The organism is Clostridium sp. KNHs205, from assembly GCF_000702945.1.
In the GTDB taxonomy this organism is placed as follows: Bacteria; Bacillota; Clostridia; order Lachnospirales; family Lachnospiraceae; genus Anaerocolumna.
Window position 1 is genome coordinate 4171478 of record NZ_JNLE01000003.1, and the last position, 18201, is coordinate 4189678.

The following is an 18201-nucleotide window of genomic DNA, read 5'->3' on the forward strand; positions in this document are numbered from 1 at the left end:
TCCAATCAAGAATGTTTCTCAAGCAGCTTATATAATTTGTCGAATACAAAATCTCTTTCATAACATGAATGAATTAAATTAGCATATGGACATAATACTGTATCAGAGAAAATCTTTAATTGCTTATTAGTTCTGGCAAATTTTCCACCAGAAATATCGACTTGCAATACTAATTCTACAATATTTCTATTAGTCTTTATAGGTATTCCAATATACTGACAAATTTCTTCTTCACGTTTTTCACTTCCATTTAGTAAAACAAAGTTTTCTTTTACCAATTTTTTATTATGCAGTAAAATATGTTTAGAATTAGCATCTTCAAAAATAGTTGTGAAAAGTGGACTCTTTTCTTTTTCTTTTGAGAAAAGAGGAAATGTAGTGTAATAACTAGAGGGAGGAATTGCCGTATCTTTATTATAATAGGCAATCATTTTCACAAATTGACCATTATTTTTTTCATTAAACCTTTGGAATATAGTTACTTGTATATCATTAATCCCGGAGTGATAAGACAGTAAGGAATATATCTTTAAACAAATTTCGAATGATAAAGTTTGAAAATCTGCTATATTTTTAAGTTGATCAATATTTCTATTCACTTTTTTTCTTAATACATTATTTATTTCCTTATTAAGTCTGTATGTTTTCGTGGCGATAGTAGTATTCAAATTTTTTTGACTAATGTAGGCATCTTCTAACAACTGATAAAGAGTATTCGATTTGTTTTTCAGATGTTTTGCAACTTGTTCTATGATAACGATGAACAATGATACTATTATCAATAGCCACAACTTAGTCCACCATTTATGATTATCTTTGTACTCTAATGTATGCAATGTTATCAATAAAGTCATTATAAAGTTAGATAAAATTCCAAAAAACTCACTGCCAATAATACCAATATAACAAGCTCTTATGAAACTCAATAACTTAATAGGCGTGTACTTCCCCATATCTTCCCCTCATCCTAGGTATAATATCCTATTATACGACAAACTGGTAAGAGATGGAAGATAGAACGTTTGGTTGGATTTGGAAAACGAAGTAATTTATTTAGTACTTACTTTTTAGGTTTCGGATAAAAATTTATGTAGTTAAATTCTTCTAATTTCCGCTTATAATCTCCTATATCTTTTCTCATAGCAATAACAATTAACTTCAATGGTTGTTCTATATTGTCAGGATTACTTTCTGGCCATTCGTATTTGCCATTCTGTTTTGTGGGAATATATCCACTACTTTCAATTGCATTAAGTAATTCAATGCTAGCGATTAGATACATTTTTCTTAAAACATTCATATATTCCTCAGTTAACTCAGGCGTTTTCGTATAATATCTCCCTTGTGCAACATTCAAAAAATCAAGGTAGACCTCAATCTTTTTATTACGCTTAATTTCTCTTTTACTAACATAGTAAGTAATAACCCCACCAATGATAACACTTAAAATTGTAACAATAGAACCTAATATAGTCTCCATTTTAACCCCTTTATCTGATGTAATGTATTTTTATTACATTATATACCATAATAAAGGCAATTAAAAGATATAAATAATGCTGCACCCCTGAGAGTACAGCATCGGCACCTCCTACAATGCTATTGTAGTTTATCATTTTATGTAGCCTGTTTCAGTGGGTATATGGGACTAGTAGTTTATTTGTATTCACCACATTCAGGACAATATACTTTATCATAGCTGTTTGATTTTCCACATTTCTTACATGTCCACGTAGATGCATTTCCATTTGCAGAAGCTAATAAGTCTGCCTTAGAATCACTATATATTTCAGGTTTGTTTTCAGCTTTGCTTTTCTTATAACTGTTAGAGCTAATTTTATCATTGATTGAGTCAAGCAAGCTGATTATCTCTCCAAATCCATAAATAAATGCGAAAGAAATAACACCTGAAAATATCATTATTAAAGAATATGTAATTCCAATTTTACCACTATATGCTAAGTTTCCATATTCAGTATAACTATCTAAAAAAGATCCACCATAAATTGAAGCACCATCTAGAAATTCTTTGTAATTAAAATAATTTTTTACAGAAATAATAAAATAAGCTAGACCTCCAATTATTGACAGAATTAATACTAAAATAGCGATTGATTTAAGTATTTTACTAATCTTGGGTTCCATTGAATCCTCCTATGTATACATTTTATATAATTATACAATATATACCAATGAGAAGCAATTACTAAGCTCAGTATCAACAAATAAAATCCACAAAGCACCTACACATCAGTGTAAGTGGTTACCATAAGTTTAATCCCCACAAAATTATTTGATAAATCAATATGAAGTGTTAACGAGAATAGTGTGCTTTATATTAATCACAATAATGCTCATTTATCATTTTTGTATAAATTGTTGAAATTGATTCTAAAATACCACCCTTTTTTCTTAATTATACAATAAATACCATTATATAACAAGAATGTGATACATACCTATCTATTAGTTGATTTCTTACTATCAATCATTATGTAACCCATAACAACTTTTTAAAGTGTATTTAAAATTTTGATACTCGCTAATCCAACACTAAACCCAGATGCAGAATCCCAGTTCCATCATCTTCCGGCAACAAACATAAGTACTGAAACTCTAGCCTTACTGTCAAGTTCGCCTGTAATAGGAATCTCATAAAGCTTATTTACCTTATTAAGTTTTTCTTGCATCCACTTAATATCCTACATAATGAAACGGTGTCTTTTAAATAGACACCCTTAATCCTTTTTCTCTATTATATTTCTCATATTTTAGCTAACTTCTGTTCCAAATCATTAATTCTCTGATCAAGTTGCTGAATTACAGAAATAGCTGGGGATATAAATTCTTCTGATCTCAACATATAAAGGTATCCGGTAATAGGACTGTTAACATCATATTCACCAAATTCATTGATTTTTTCGTACACTGGATGCTTCACAAAACCACCAAAATCTTTTGTATCTATTCCTAATTCAAATAAAGCAGTCTCTACATCCTGGCTTATGAAACCAGTGTGAAAACGATCCGAGGAACCGTCATTATATTTAAATCTAACAGGTTTTAATTTAAGAATCAGTTTCTTATAGATCTCTGGTAATTCCTCAATATCATGTTTCATGACTCTATCTGAAGTTACTGAAGGAGCTGAAGCAAAGTAACCTGTTCCCCATCTATAAGTTGGAGAGCCTAAGTCACCACCATTTCGATTTGCAAAATTACCTGATGATGAGAAAAACGCAGTTTGTAAAGAGTCATTATATAACGTGTCGTGACGATGAAATTCAGGATTAAAAGAATAATTACTCTTATTAAAACTTGTTATGATATCTCCTAATACTGAAACCCCGTTAAATTTGTTAGATATGATATTATCAGCCTTTAAAGAAGATGTTGTTTCTATGCTAGTACAAATTATATCCCCATTTGTTATTAAGAGAGGAAAAGCCCCATTATGATATATTCCTATCTGTTTAGCCCCTATAAATGTATATCCGGCTGAATCGTCCGAAAAATCATTTGTAGTTTCATTCATAGGTTTTACTTTCATATAATTGCTTGTTATGTACCCATTATCAATTAATGTTTTTTGTGGGATACCATTACGATAACCAAAAGACGTAAATCTAGATCCATTTATATCTGAACCCGTAATTGTAGATGCTGTCATTGTAGATCCGGTTATTTCGCTACCAATTACCTGACCAGCTGTCACAGCTCCGGCAAATGTCCCCGTAGCTGCCATTAAATTAGCGTCAAATCCTTTTGATTTCTCAACATATTGCCTGCCTGTTGATTCTTCTATAAATACATATTCAAGGTCATGTTCTTCAAGTTGTGTTTCTTGCAAAAGTTTGACCCCTTTTCTGTCCATTTCATAGACTTGTATATATCCTCCAACCGCTTCGGAATAAATATTTGAATATATTTCAATATAAGATTCTGGTTTTCTATAGGCAAAATTTGTACTGTTATTGAAAAACCTGAAAGCCTCATTATAGATTTTTTGTCCATAAATTCCATTTACTATTAACTGAACTTCCCCTTTAGGAGCTTTATTACATTGTGGGATAAAATCAATTTCCTGATTAAAATCATAAGCATAAGCAGTATTATTTTGTACTGTTAAAACCATTGCATTTACATCGTGATAACCATAACTTATAATTTTAGATTTTTCTTTTGGGAAGGTTTCACGTAAGTATGATTGCAACTTAGCCAAATCAACATTATTATGTATATTTAATAAATCTGGTAATTTTTTATTTACTGCATTATTGGCCTCTGATGTCCCTGAAAGAAAAACCATATCTTTGTCTTTTCTTTGGCGTAATCCTTCACCAAGTTCTTTTCCTTTTAAATCTTTTCCCATTATGTATTGTCTCCAGAATATAATTGTTATGCTTATATTCTAAGGTATCAAACTATATAAGTATACAGGGATATTGTGGTCATAAACAAAGACACTACCCGTTGGAGTAATGTCTTGGTCATTAATCAATATTATATCCATATTCCTTTAGTCTATTGTAACTAATCTGTATTTCTTCTTCCGTAAATAATTCTTTATATTTTGCTTTAATAATAAATGCTTCAGCAGTTAAATCAAGTCTATTTTTCTCATATAACTTAGTAAATCCTTCTGTTGGATTATCTTGCATAACTAACTGTTTAGCGGTAATTAATCCTCCTTTTATTGTAAGCATTTCGGCAAACACTCTTGGTCTATATCCAATTTTAATAGCTTCTCTACATATGTATCTCATGTCCTCTTCAAAAGCCAATTCTAATCCAGTCATATATTCCTCCATTTGCATAAATGATACTTTAACTTTACTACCACATACATGAGTATAAATCCCTGTTTCGTCTATTTAAGACTCGTCAGTGTAGCTTTTTTATTTTAGAAATTCAATACCTGATTCTTTGTCATATCCTAGTTGAATTTTTTTATTATAATCAATTTGTGATTTATCTGAGTTAATGTACTCTAATGTAGGTAAATCTTCAGAGACAAAGCTTACTGGAACTCCATTCACATATTTTATAATGCTACCGGATATTAATTTAATACTAATTGAACCAGACTGATCATTGATTGAATACAATAAAGAGTCTAACCCAACATCAAACGATTTAATAATTTCTTTATTGTCAGCTAAAAACTTCGCTAATGAATTATTATCTTCAATCAATATCGCTGTCTGGTTAAATACGAGATACCTCCTAGAATCAATAACAACAACTAAATACTTGATTTTCTCATTATTCTTCATTAAATACTTTCTCCTTTGATTTTATACTATAAAATGTTCATTTGGAATGCTTATTCTTCTCCAAGGTATATACTGGCTACACTTACATTTTTAATACAATTTGAATATCCTTCGTTATTGTTATAGAAATCTTCTATTTCATTTGAAAAGATAACCTTATCTCCTTGCTTTTTAAATCTCATGCATTCAAAATACTCTTGGACTGTTAATTGCTCATATGCATTCTATGAACTTAGCATCTCTTCTAACTCGTGTTCGTCAACTTCTATTTCAAGCGTTACTTTAATTTTCTTCATTTAATAACCTCTTTTAATTAAACAAGCATGAATAAACTAATCATCAGAATTTTCTGCATCATAGTCTCTTCCGTTTGAATACATTTCTTCGTCAATAGCTTCATATTCTTCTATCATTTCCTTAAAATTTTTTTTGACCTCTTCATATGATGAGTTTTTATCGGTTTCAGTTTCCCAACAATTACGATCCATTGCTTCCAGCATTCTTAATTTTTCTTCTTCTTTTTCAAAGTCATCCATTTTTATTTTTCCTTTCAAATAATCTCAATTGATTGTTTCGTGTAGTTTTCACTTATATATAACTATTACAACTCCGCTAGACAGCATTATAATTCTCCGTTCACCAATAAACAACATCTTAAATCGTTTATTTTTTTAACTTTTATGTATCTTTCCTTTTAAAGTTACGCTTAAAAATATATTTCCATTTGTTAATCTATAATTTCTTATTGAAAACTCTCCACTTTTTTCTGTACATACCAAAATGCAATTTTCCCAAGAATCCTCTTTCATTTCAGGAGGTATATTGGAATTATCAGGTATACCCATATTAAAGTAATTTGATATTTCTCTTTCGATTGTATAATAACTTAAATCTTTTACTTCACATTCAAAATGAGTCGCTGTATTTTCCATTGTTTATCTCCTCACAAATACACATCATATTTATATTTGGTGCTGTAACGCAATTTTACATAATTTTTACTTTTTGACCACTAGGTTCATATTCTAAACTAGATTCATTTTTATTATAAACTATTGTGGAAGTGGGTGTCCAAGACACCGTAGTACTCATATCATAAGGCTTTATTTTAAATGTTTTTCCTTCCATCGTCGTAATAGTGCATTTGTCTATGTCTACTCCTATGTTTTTAAATTAATGAGTCCCAGTACTTAACATATATTTTCATCTAATTTCAAAAATTATCTATACATTAAATATCATCCTTTTTACCACTTCTCTATACCATTCCATCAAAATCCTACAACCTGATTCATAATTAAACCTGACTATTATATTAATATATATTATATTACATGGAAGATATTTGCAATATAATTATGTAATAAAAAGTCATATTTAAACATTAAAATAAGAACTCAATCAATCATCATAAGCAGCAATTAAGTCCTTATTCAAGATTATCAATTTTTATTGTAGAAAAATAACTAATGAAATAATTAGTCTAAGTAAAGTTAAAATTATATAAGATTCAGTCTAAACAATCTAAACCAAGCCAATACTATTTATAAATATAAGGGATATCCCTTATATTTTTATTTATACTTCCCTTCCTTCCATACTTTTAAAATATTCTATATAAGAACTTTTATAGAAAAAATAAGACTTTCCGACTTTAATTAGAAATGGTAGTTCACCCTTTCTTATCATTGACCATGTCTTTGTAGAGCCCCAGGGTAATAAATCCATTAACACTCTTAAGGGTAATAATTCTTCGTCTTTATACTTGTCTAAGTCCTGACTTTTAACCTTTCCCATTAAAATACTCCTTATTTACTTATTCTCGTAAGTATATACTTAATTAAGGATATTAAACATTAAAATAAGACCCCTACATTTTGTAAGAGCCTTATTCTAAGATTTAACCTAAAATCATTTTTTTGAATAATTGTAATCATTTTGTAATCAAGCTTGTTATTTTATATCTAAAACCCTAGTGTTTATCAGCATTACAGCTTTATTGTTGACAAGTCGAGTCCCTTTAGGTGCATTTTTTGTTGCCTTTTTTAGGTTTTACAAATCCTTTACTCCTCTTAAAGCCCATAAAACATTTCACCTTCCTGAGTAATGAATCATTTTTTTATTATTCCTCTTCTACTTCCCACTCCTCCTCCCATTTCATAACTTTTGATATATACTCGCTATTTGTATTAATAAATTTTGTAGCAAAGTGGTCGGCATCTTTTTCAACATCTTTTGTAAAGTTATTTCTTTGCTGCCAGACATGTCTCATTTCATGAGCTAATGAATGTAGTGAATAAAGCTGTTTACTCTGATAATCCAATCCATCATCAGTCTGGCTATATACAAAAATTATTATGATTTCTGATTTTTCAAGATATATACCTTCAACCCTGCCAGCCCATATTGTTATATCAAGTAGTATACTGAGTCTGTCAGTAATATTAAATCTTCTTATATAAGGTAATATATCTTTTCTATTTTCACAAATAATTAACTCTTTTGGTGATGCTTTTAAAGCCATTTTATTTATGATTTGAGCTAATTGGTCATTTGAATAGTAGGTACCTTTATTTACTATATTCATTTTAAATACCTCAACAAAATTTATATTAATGTACGAATATCCTTTTATTTAACCTTTCCCTCTGACCCGTTCAATAAATTTATTATATAATCCATATTGTTAATGGCCTTGGTTCTATCCTATCCTTTTTGCAGTAATTTTGCAATGAAATAGTAAAAAAGCACCAAGCAAAAGGACACCCGTTCCGTTTAGCAGAAGGAGTGCCCTTTAATTTATATAAGCTGTTTCTGTATTAATTCAGTCTCTTTTGCAGATGATATCTTTTTCATTACTGCAGACTTAGTATTATTTATTTCTTTTCTAACATCCGCTCTGAAGGTATCCATGGTTTTCTTGTGTCTTGGAAACCATTGCATAACATCGGCATGATTTGAACCATAACCAAGAGAATATACCTCACAATGACATACAATATCTTTTAACGGATCTAGCTCCAACTCTTTACTTAACATGGCAAATAACTGAACTGCATTGTTATATACCTTGGTAAAATATGCTTTATTAGCGCTCACATTATAATCAACCATTGTTCCGCCATTATAAGTGTGTCCTTTTGGTTCACAAAGTTCAATACCAATCGCAGAGTTATTATAAGAGCCTTTTTTTCCTGAACCAACATGCCATCCCTTATAATTCCAGGGTAATGTCTGAATAATTCGATCTGCCTCTATAAAGCCATGAACCGATATTCTGGAACTGTCCGTGTTCATCTTGTTAAAGATAATATCTGAGTCAGGCTGTGCTACCCCCAGGGAATGCAGCACTAGTTTTTTAACATTAATGGTAACAGGTGATGAATAACATCGGTTCTTGGTCATGTATTTTTGGATGATATCCATTATTTATCATCTTCTTTCTCAGTAAGATTCCTGACAGCTTCAAATGCTCCGGTGCTTGCCAATCCACTGGCTAATCCTCCCAATAAGATTTCTGGTGTAAAATTCCAGCCATTTACCCAGACATTTAAAGTAACACCCAATACAGCCATTATAAGAGGTATGTATTTGTTTGGAATGAAATCCAGGCTATGTTTAATGATATAACCAACTGCCAGGCAAATTGCCATTACTAATACTACTACATACTGTAATAAATCTCCCATAATTATCCTCTCCTTTTCTTGTTGGCAACTCCTCAAGTTCCTCATAATGATGTGTTATTGTTTACTTCTGTTTTTATGCCGAATCCCTATACTATCAAACTATACAAAACACAGATAGTATCTTAAGACTATTTTACCATATATTTACTTTTATTGCAAAATAAAAAGAGGAGTCCTCCTCCTCTTTTTACTACTGCATTATTTTTGAAAGTAAATTTACCTTTCAGCACTTTACCAGTAGATTATATTTCTGATTTTACAAGGCTTTTTTTGCTTCACGCACTAATCTCGCATAACATTCTTTACATAAGGCTCTATATTTTTCATTACCACCAATATCTATCTGTTCACCTTTTGTCATTACTCTCCCATTCTGATCAAAACGTGCATTGATGGTAGCTTTCTTTCCGCATTTGCATACTGTTTTAATCTCCTGTATGCTCTCCGAAAGTTCTACCAGACGTTTACTGCCCGGAAATAAGTGTTGGGTAAAGTCGATTAGAAGTCCAAAACACATAACTGGAATACGGAACGAAATCTGATACAGCTCATTAACCTGTTCTTCACTTAAGAACTGAGCTTCATCAACCATGACAACATCAATTTTATCCGGGTCGTAACAGGAATATACGGAACTGTCGCTTCCAAGGGTGATACATTTACTCTGGATACCAACTCTGGATTTAATAATATCCTGACCGTCTCTATCATCAATTTGAGGTTTTAGGAGTAACACTCTGAATCCCTGTTCCTCATAATTATGTTTTATCATTAATAAATTTGCAGATTTACTGCTGTTCATACAGCCGTATTTAAAATATAACTTAGACATCTTTCCTCCTGCTTTTGCCAGCTTCTTGAATAAGATAAGCAATATGTAATATAAAAACCTTTCACCCATTATATATGTTCTGTTTTTATATTTCAAGTGAACCGGTCACACTGACTTGAATTTCGAATAAAGCCAACAGATATTTCAAACAAGTGCCTTTTGCTTCGCCGAAAGGATTACTGCCATTATACTCTCATAGCTTTAACAAAAAAGTATCTCCAAGCACTTGATAATGGTTGGAGATACGATTTTCTTTATATATATCTATTGAAACATATCATTTTTAGAAACCACCGGCAGCTTAACGTAAATATTTAACTGACTGTCCGTGCTGTCACAGGTTGCAAGCATTACCTCTTTGATGTCCTTGATACCCTGGGCGCTAAGTTGTTTCTCCAGCCAAATTTCGTTTTTTCCTGCCCATTGCAGATTGCTTTTTAATATTTTCCCGTCTATTATTACATTTGACATAGGAAAACTCTGTTCCGGATTAAGATTTAGATCTTCAGCTGTTACCGGTTTGTTCTTTGCCATAGGAAGTATACTTAGTTTACCATTTGACTCCAGAATTGCAGTATGGATTTCACTCAGGTCAAAGTAACCGTTAACCCTGCACATGGACAAAAATTCATCCACGTCTATTTTTGCTTTCAACATATTTTTATTATAAAGTTTCCCATTCTGATACATTATCAGAGAATGCCCTTCAAAAAATCTTCGAAGTTTAATTGATTTACAGGTTAATAATGATATTACAAAACATACTACTCCATAAATAACCATTGCTAATAATGGTCTTCGAAAATCATCCTCCAGTGATGTTGCCATCTCCGCTGCAATGGAACCTATCGTTATACTGGTTATATAATCAAACATACTCAACTCGGACATTTCTCTGTCACCCATAATTTTCGTTAATATAAAAAGTACCGCAGCTGAGCTTAAAGATAATACTGCTATTTTTATTAAGTCCATATATTTACTTCTCCTTAGGAATGAATACTCATATTATCATTAAACTTAGGATGCACAAATATATGTGAATTATGAAAATTTCACTCTAATTTTCACTTTCATATATTTTTTATAGTAAAATTAAGCTTTCATAATTCTCTGCTCATCTGCTGAATAATAATAGACGCTATCTGATAAGAAATCTTCTTCTGCTACCTGTGTTAGATTAACATCCTTAACCATATCAACAAGCTCATCTTTCCCAACAAATCCGTCATCTTTAATAACAATTATTTCGTGAATACTACTTGGGAGGATAAAGAGATTACCGTTCAGTTCTTCTGCCAAAACATTAATTACATCTTTGTACAGCAAGCAACTTGCCCCATTAATACCTGTCCCATTAGAAATAACATACATACGGTTTATATTATCCGCTGCTAAGGAAAAACCACCAAGGATTTCCTCCATTGTTCTGATTGATGCCGGAAAGATACGAGGTGTATTATCTTTGGCAACCTCTGTCAGTATTTTGATATTTATCCCCCAGCCTTCTAAATGACGATTTGTTATTCTTAATGAACTGATATAATCCTTTTTATTCTGAACCAGGCAATGAAATGTAATAGCCAGATCAAGAAATTTCAGAAATGGTACATCTCTTAAAACATCTTCATTTTTCTGATAGTTAACAAGCCGGAAGAATATATTTTCTCTAATCTTATTAAAATCCTCAAGCACTTCTGCCTCCGGCAGATTATTTAGGGCAGCTTGACTATAAGCCTCTACAAACTCCACTGCAATATTCTCAAGTTCCACATTTTTTATGTATTTTTTGTAATACAGCTCCAGATAAATGCTATGAGTTACCCGTTCCTCTTTTTTCCTAACTACAATACCTTCTCTTAGTCCTCCATTATTTTTGGCAGCTGTATGAAGATATAATTCAAATTCCTCACCTAGCTGCGCACTCACAAGTTCTTTCAGTTGTACTGCAAATGAACTGAAATCCAACTTTTTCAGATTTCCCTGCATATAAATTCTCCTTTGTTTGTTTTATTAATAAACAGCAAAGGAATTCGAACTATCCTGAGCCGTTTCTTGCATTAATAGGTCAATAATGTCTGGGTTGGTTTTACGGAAATGAAATATGATAACATTAGAAGTAATGAGCTGTTTATAAACAGAATAGTAAACTACAGAAACTACTACCAATAGAATGGAGGTTTTTCGTTTTTAGCTTTGATGGTTTTTTGCTTTAATTTTGGTGATGATTTTCGTTTTGATGATTTCTCGTTTTAATGATTTCTCGTTTTAATGATTTTTAATGGTGTTTGTTTTAATGATTTTTTATAATGTTCGTTTTAATGATTTTTAATGATTTTCGTTTTAATGATTTTTAGATTCCTTAATAATAATTATTATAGAATAAGAAGATTAAGACCACTCCCAGAAATAAGAACTTAACTTATAAAGTATAATAACAGATAAATAGAGACTGTTCAAGAAATTCATGGAAATAATTCTTCACAAAATTCATTTCGCTTTTTCGTCAGATTTACTTTTCCCTTGCTTTCTTTACAACACTGCCGCTTAACGCTATACAGACCTGAGCCGGTAAATAAAACATCCACATTGCTATTTCTGCGAAACTGTATAACTTATGAAAAACTTGCTGATTTATTGTAATAAAACCTTCCATATTATAAATACCTACGTTAATATCACAAAGAATAAATAAAAGCATACCCAGTGCAAAGATTATTGATTTTGAACTCTTGTAATTATTCATATGAATGAAAGACCTTATAACATTGTGGAGTATGGTAATAAAATAAAAACCAGCCACGTAAAGCAGCAGTCTATCAGATATTTCTATCTTCCCATTTAGAATTCCCAGCAGCTTTAATACAGATAAAACTCCAGCCCACATTAAAAAATTTAGCAATAAGCGATAGAATAAAACTGTTTTTTTTCCTTCATTTATATCCAGATACCAAAGTCTTAGGAGATAAATAAGCTGTACTATAGAAAATGAAAGCATCCCAAAAGTAAAACTGACTGTAAAAAGTAAAAAATAATCTGATATGCCGGTAAAACAAAAAGCAGCAACAAGAATTATTGTATCCTTTTCCCGAAACAGGATAGAAACGACTACAGAATATACAAAACATAACAGAACAGAAATATATTTTAACAAAGTGATGGTAGTAATTTTCAGAGATCCGTTCATATCTCCTGTCATAAAGCTTACATAGATAATCAACTCTGTTAGTATATAAAAAACGGTTAAATATATAAGTATCGGTTTCTTGTTTTTCATTATTTCATCCTCTATTAATTCGTTTATCTACAGTTGAATGTCTTACTTTTTATTTCAATAATTACATTTACAATATGATTCTATAATTCTTGTCACATTTCACTTCTAACACATATTTTTATAAATCATTAACAAATTACCATAAAATTAACCTCAATAATATTCCTATAGTTCTTATTACTGCAAATTTTTCCACTTAACCATCTGTCTTATTCCACTCTTTATCCTTAATTATAACTGATATGGAAGCATTGTACAAATAATCAATGAAAGAAGAAATAGAATGAAGGAATGAACAAACATGTATACAAAAAGCAGGCGCATTGGGTTTACCCGACAAGTTTCTTTCAAGGATAATACTGAAAAAATGCTCTAGTAACATGTAATGTCAAAACGATGTTACATATAGAAACTCAGAATTGGTTGTAGCTATAAAAAAAGTGACTTATTATATAAAGAAATAACAAAGGAGGTATTTATCTGAGCCGGAACAATCAAAGGTGAAAATAGATTTATTATACAAGGAAAGAATGGATTTATCTTAACTCACTCTATACTTTGCGCACTTTTTCATGTATAATATTCCCATATGACTATCTTCCGTTATCCTTCTTTCCACTCGACAACTTATATAAATTCAATATATTTAGGGGGCATTATGATACAGGTTAAAAATGTAACAAAAAAATACGGTAAAACCATTGCAAGCAATGATATCAGCCTGGAAGCCGGTGATAAGGAAATCACGGTGCTGCTGGGTGCCAACGGTGCCGGAAAATCAACCTTGATAAAAAGTATCTGCGGACTCTTGCGTTTCGACGGTACTATTATGATTAACGGTTATGACAACCATAGTATAGAAGCGAAAAGACAGTTAGGTTATGTACCGGAACTACCGGCTATGTACCCGATGCTTACCGTTGAGGAACACCTTCAATTTATTGCCAGAGCATATCGTCTAAAAAATTGGGAGGATTATGCGGAAGAGCTCTTAACCCGTTTTGAGCTGGCTGATAAACGTACCAAATTAGGACAGGAACTATCAAAAGGAATGCAGCAAAAAGTCAGTATCTGTTGTGCTCTCCTTCCCAAACCCAAGGCAATAATATTTGATGAGCCTTTTGTAGGACTGGATCCACATGCTATAAGAGAATTAAAATCAATTATTGCAGAATTGAAAACCGAAGGGATTTCCATTATCATAAGCACACATATGATTGACAGCATGGAAGAGACTTGGGACACAACACATATTATGAAAGATGGAAGGATCATGGAGAGCAGAAGACGAAAAGATCTGGACAGCCAGAGCAGTCTGGAGGCCTTGTTCTTTTCCATAACCGAAGGTAAATAAATATTGAACTGCAGAATAATTAAGAACGCAGATGGGAGTAATTGTGAACAGTATAATTTTCTTAATAACAAGAACTTTAAAGAATAAATTCAAAAATATGCTACGGAAGCCCTCTATGGTTATATTATATCTATTTTTCATCCTGTTCTTTGGGTATTCCATAGTGCTGACCGTATTAAACCCTCCGGCACTTCCAACAAGTGCCAAACCCCAGTGGCTCCTTGTATTTTTTACCGTCTATCTGATGTTTTTCTACTTTGGCGGTATAACAAAGGGTCTATCCTCTGGCAGCAGTTTCTTTGAAATGAGCGATGTTAATCTGCTCTTTGGTGCACCTGTTAACCCGAAGCAAATCCTTGGCTACGGAATATTATCACAGGCCGGAAAAAGTCTTATCGGAGGACTGTTCTTACTGCTGCAGGGTACCACCTTTGCCTCCTTAGGCCTGAATACCATCCATTTGTTCCTTTTCTTCGGTGCATATGTATTAGCGCTTTTAATCTGTGAATTTATGTCTCTGGCTATTTACATGATAACCAACCAGCATGAACGCCGTAAAAAGATAGTTAAAGTTATAGCAATATTGCCTATATTAGTATTGGCTGTTAGTTACCTTAGAAAATATCTGGAAATAGGTGATTATAAAGAAACTCTTTTTTCAATCCTTGAGGATGGCAGTTTAAAGCTGCTGCCAATAGTGGGCTGGACTACGGAAGGTCTCAGAACCTATCTGGCAGGAAACATGGCAGCTGCAGGTTTTAATATTTTACTTACTCTGCTTCTTGGTATCTTTTTTATAGCTGTAATTATCTTATATAATTCCGATTATTATGAGGATGTATTAGTGGCTACCGAAACTTCCTTCGAGAAGAAAAGAGCGCTTACAGAAGGTAATATCAATGCAGTCAGCAAGACTCCGAAGAAGGTTAACAAGGGGAATAAACGTTTGGCCGGTATTGGTGCCCAGGCAATATTATATAAGCATCTTTTGGAGTCCTCAAGAAATAATCGTTTTTCTTTACTGGATGGCAGCTCACTGTTTATGATAGCAGGTGCAAATATAGCTGCATATTTTAACAAAGAAAGCATGACCATGCTAATTATATTGGCTGCTTCCTTCTACCTGCAATGTTTTCTCATAGGTACCGGCCGTGGTTTAAAGGAGCTCTACACTCATTACATTTATTTAATACCGGAATCCTCCTTCAATAAAATTATCTGGAGTAACGGTGAGATCATATTAAAACATATTTTAGAGAGTTTCCTTATGTTCCTGCCTGCGCTGATTTTTACAAACTGGAACCCGGTTATTGCTTTGTTATGCGCCATAGCACGCAGCTGTTTCTCCATTTACCTGATTGCTGCCAATATGCTGTCTCAGCGAATCTTTCAAAATATTATCAGCCAGGGACTTTTATTGTTTATCTATCTTCTCTTTATTATGTTTACAATGGTACCTGGATTCATCGCCTTATTAATTGCATATACGGCAAATGCCTTAAGTGTTGGACTTATTCTGTTAAGTTTATGGGAAATTATTCTTTCAGTATTATTTTTCTTTTTCAGCCGAGGAGTACTGCATGCTTCCGATATGCCTACTATGCAAAGGAAGAACTGATGTTATTATAATAATGGTATAATTAAAAGTACAAGCTCTAACGAAAACATGCTCCGCTTCATGGCATATATTTGCATATCAAATATATATCATAAAGCGGAGCATATTTATGATCAATTTTATTTAATTAGCTGCTTCTCTGTTTCATACACCATGCTTTTATAATGAATAAGTATTCTTTATATTGTAGTTACTGGAGTTTATGAGCCAGATACGCTTCTTTATTTATTGCTTATAAGAAATGCTTCTGCCTGATTCACCGACAATGCTTCACTGTATAAAAATCCCTGAGCTCTATTGCATCTTGCACTTTTAAGGAACTCCTCCTGTTCACTGCTTTCCAGACCTTCTGCCGTAACAGTAAGATTCATACTTTGAACCAGTGCTATGGTTGACTCTATAATACTCTTGTTAAACTCATCAGTAAAGAGTGTATCCAAAAAGCTCTTATCCATCTTAATGCTGCTGATGGGATATAGCTTCAGATAATTCATTGAGGAATATCCGGTACCAAAGTCATCCAGGGCAAAGGAAATACCCAGTTCACTTAAGGCTTCTATGACTGACTTCGCATGTTCACTTTCCTGCAGAGCAGCTGATTCGGTAATTTCCAGCTCAATGTTTGCGGGATTTACACCTGTCTGCTCAATCACTTCTTTTACTTTAGAATAGAAATCATTGTCCTTTAACTGTCTGACAGAGACATTAATACTCATGGTTAAATCGGTATAACCTTTATCCTGCCACTCCTTTAACTGTTTTAAAGCTTCTTCCATAACAATAATACCAATTGGTACAATAAGTCCCGTTTCTTCTGATAAGGATATGAATTCAGAGGGTTTTAGAATTCCCTTTTCTGCATGATCCCATCTTACCAATGCTTCAAATCCAGTTATCTTGTCTGTATTAAGATCAATCTGAGGCTGATAGTATACGATAAATTCACGTTTTTCTATGGCGCGTCTCAATTCCGATTGATTCTGTATCTTCTCCATTAGCCTCTCATTCATAGCAGGCTTGAAATATGCAAAGGTATTTTTACCCGTAACTTTTGCTGAATACATAGCAGAATCGGCATTCTTAAGCAGCACCTGGGTTGTCTTTCCATCTTTTGGTGCCATTGCGATACCGATACTTACAGTAACAAAATATTCTTTTAAGGATAATACAAATGGGTATTCAAATACTTTAAGAATCTTCTTTAATTTATCTTCGTATTCACCGATATCCGTAAAGTTCTGAGACAGAATAATAAATTCATCACTTCCAAGTCTCGCCAGAAAATCGTTCTCATCAATGGACTGCTTCAGCCTGTGGGTTATATCTATCAAAAGCTCATCCCCATAGGAATGTCCGAGATTATCAGTAATCTGCTTAAAATCATCCACATCGATATACATTAATGCTACAACTTCTTCATTTCTCAGTGTTAACATGACATTATCCAGAAGTTCCGTCAGTGCATAACGGTTCGGCAGCTGGGTCAGCAGATCGGTATAGGCTAACTTCTTCAGTTTCTCATTACTTTTTCTTAGTTCTTCATTCTTTGTCTGCAATTGGTTCTTGTTATTAACGGCTTCTTCAAAGGAAATTTCGAGAGTATCAAATTCTTCTTCCAAATACTTCTTCTGTCCGTCCAGTGTTTTGAAAGCTTTACTCTTTCTATTATGGATGATTGCAAATACGATTAGGAGAAGTACACATACACCAGTTGAAATAAATATCATACTACCTGTTATGTAAGGTAATACATATACTTTCTCCCCTCCCTGTAACTCGAGACTAATCATATCAATTAACATTCTTGTACCCCAATTTTCTTGGGCTCTCCTTCTATATTGAGCCTGTTTTACAACATATTATACCAACAAACAGCTCTTATAGCAATCTTTTTTTACTTTTTGCACAGTTTGCACAATCATTCAATGCCTCATTTTAAGGTTATCGGACTGTCAGGATATTTTTGCCTCCTAAACTCTGAAAGCTTACAGCATAATAACGGCTGAAAGTATAAAGATACTTCAGTACAATAAAGTAGCTTATTCTTTCCGGATATGCTTAAACAGAAAAAATGTTGGCAGTATGTTTTGATATGCTCCTAAAAGTCAGACTTACAATCTAACTTTTAAGAGGCATTTCATTTTACATACCCCAA

General features: G+C 32.4%; 20 protein-coding genes. 2 read left to right on the forward strand and 18 right to left on the reverse strand.

The features are described from left to right. Window positions 1-5: 5 nt before the first annotated feature. The 17 genes from BR73_RS0117270 to BR73_RS0117345 all read right to left on the reverse strand — a co-directional run bounded on the left by BR73_RS0117270 (window position 6) and on the right by BR73_RS0117345 (window position 13074). Window positions 6-953 carry a hypothetical protein gene (locus tag BR73_RS0117270; RefSeq protein ID WP_033166556.1) on the reverse strand — a complete coding sequence of 316 codons (948 nt, stop codon included), beginning with the start codon at window positions 951-953 and terminating at the stop codon, window positions 6-8. Between the two features lie 107 nt (window positions 954-1060). After that, window positions 1061-1480, reverse strand: a complete 420-nt coding sequence (locus tag BR73_RS0117275; protein ID WP_033166557.1) for a hypothetical protein — start codon at window positions 1478-1480, stop codon at window positions 1061-1063. Window positions 1481-1656: 176 nt separating this feature from the next. After that, window positions 1657-2145, reverse strand: a complete 489-nt coding sequence (locus tag BR73_RS0117280) for a hypothetical protein (protein ID WP_033166558.1) — start codon at window positions 2143-2145, stop codon at window positions 1657-1659. Between the two features lie 619 nt (window positions 2146-2764). Beyond that, a complete protein-coding gene (locus BR73_RS0117285) occupies window positions 2765-4372 on the reverse strand; it encodes a tail fiber domain-containing protein (RefSeq protein ID WP_033166559.1) in 1608 nt (535 codons plus the stop codon). A 121-nt stretch (window positions 4373-4493) separates the two neighbouring features. Beyond that, a complete protein-coding gene (locus tag BR73_RS0117290) occupies window positions 4494-4799 on the reverse strand; it encodes a hypothetical protein (protein WP_033166560.1) in 306 nt (101 codons plus the stop codon). A gap of 99 nt (window positions 4800-4898) precedes the next feature. Beyond that, window positions 4899-5276 carry a hypothetical protein gene (locus BR73_RS0117295; protein ID WP_033166561.1) on the reverse strand — a complete coding sequence of 126 codons (378 nt, stop codon included), beginning with the start codon at window positions 5274-5276 and terminating at the stop codon, window positions 4899-4901. A 50-nt stretch (window positions 5277-5326) separates the two neighbouring features. Continuing rightward, window positions 5327-5458 (reverse strand): hypothetical protein, encoded by a 132-nt coding sequence (locus tag BR73_RS29655; RefSeq protein ID WP_278248532.1) that lies wholly within the window; start codon window positions 5456-5458, stop codon window positions 5327-5329. A gap of 150 nt (window positions 5459-5608) precedes the next feature. Next, window positions 5609-5812, reverse strand: coding sequence for a hypothetical protein (locus BR73_RS0117300; RefSeq protein ID WP_033166562.1), 204 nt, complete (start codon window positions 5810-5812; stop codon window positions 5609-5611). A gap of 135 nt (window positions 5813-5947) precedes the next feature. Then, window positions 5948-6208 (reverse strand): hypothetical protein, encoded by a 261-nt coding sequence (locus BR73_RS0117305; RefSeq protein WP_033166563.1) that lies wholly within the window; start codon window positions 6206-6208, stop codon window positions 5948-5950. 646 nt (window positions 6209-6854) lie between these two features. Next, on the reverse strand, window positions 6855-7073 hold the full coding sequence (locus tag BR73_RS0117310) for a hypothetical protein (protein WP_033166564.1): 219 nt from the start codon (window positions 7071-7073) through the stop codon (window positions 6855-6857). 325 nt (window positions 7074-7398) lie between these two features. Continuing rightward, a complete protein-coding gene (locus BR73_RS0117315; protein ID WP_033166565.1) occupies window positions 7399-7863 on the reverse strand; it encodes a hypothetical protein in 465 nt (154 codons plus the stop codon). Window positions 7864-8075: 212 nt separating this feature from the next. Beyond that, window positions 8076-8702 (reverse strand): peptidoglycan recognition family protein, encoded by a 627-nt coding sequence (locus BR73_RS0117320; protein WP_051685277.1) that lies wholly within the window; start codon window positions 8700-8702, stop codon window positions 8076-8078. Next, window positions 8702-8965, reverse strand: a complete 264-nt coding sequence (locus BR73_RS0117325) for a phage holin family protein (protein ID WP_033166566.1) — start codon at window positions 8963-8965, stop codon at window positions 8702-8704. The genes BR73_RS0117320 and BR73_RS0117325 overlap by 1 nt, the downstream gene beginning before the upstream one ends. Window positions 8966-9221: 256 nt before the next feature. After that, on the reverse strand, window positions 9222-9797 hold the full coding sequence (locus BR73_RS0117330; protein ID WP_033167570.1) for a thymidine kinase: 576 nt from the start codon (window positions 9795-9797) through the stop codon (window positions 9222-9224). Between the two features lie 264 nt (window positions 9798-10061). After that, window positions 10062-10772 (reverse strand): DUF421 domain-containing protein, encoded by a 711-nt coding sequence (locus BR73_RS0117335; protein ID WP_033166567.1) that lies wholly within the window; start codon window positions 10770-10772, stop codon window positions 10062-10064. 120 nt (window positions 10773-10892) lie between these two features. Continuing rightward, window positions 10893-11786 (reverse strand): DUF5688 family protein, encoded by an 894-nt coding sequence (locus BR73_RS27555; RefSeq protein WP_051685278.1) that lies wholly within the window; start codon window positions 11784-11786, stop codon window positions 10893-10895. Between the two features lie 523 nt (window positions 11787-12309). Then, window positions 12310-13074 (reverse strand): lysoplasmalogenase family protein, encoded by a 765-nt coding sequence (locus BR73_RS0117345; RefSeq protein WP_033166568.1) that lies wholly within the window; start codon window positions 13072-13074, stop codon window positions 12310-12312. A gap of 658 nt (window positions 13075-13732) precedes the next feature. On the opposite strand from BR73_RS0117345, the gene BR73_RS0117350 reads away from it, so the two are divergent. Then, window positions 13733-14428, forward strand: coding sequence for an ABC transporter ATP-binding protein (locus tag BR73_RS0117350; protein ID WP_033166569.1), 696 nt, complete (start codon window positions 13733-13735; stop codon window positions 14426-14428). A 31-nt stretch (window positions 14429-14459) separates the two neighbouring features. Next, on the forward strand, window positions 14460-16046 hold the full coding sequence (locus tag BR73_RS0117355) for a putative ABC exporter domain-containing protein (RefSeq protein ID WP_081848699.1): 1587 nt from the start codon (window positions 14460-14462) through the stop codon (window positions 16044-16046). Between the two features lie 221 nt (window positions 16047-16267). Here the strand turns inward: BR73_RS0117355 and BR73_RS0117360 are convergent, their stop codons facing one another. Further along, window positions 16268-17848, reverse strand: a complete 1581-nt coding sequence (locus tag BR73_RS0117360) for an EAL domain-containing protein (RefSeq protein WP_051685279.1) — start codon at window positions 17846-17848, stop codon at window positions 16268-16270. Window positions 17849-18201 lie beyond the last annotated feature (353 nt).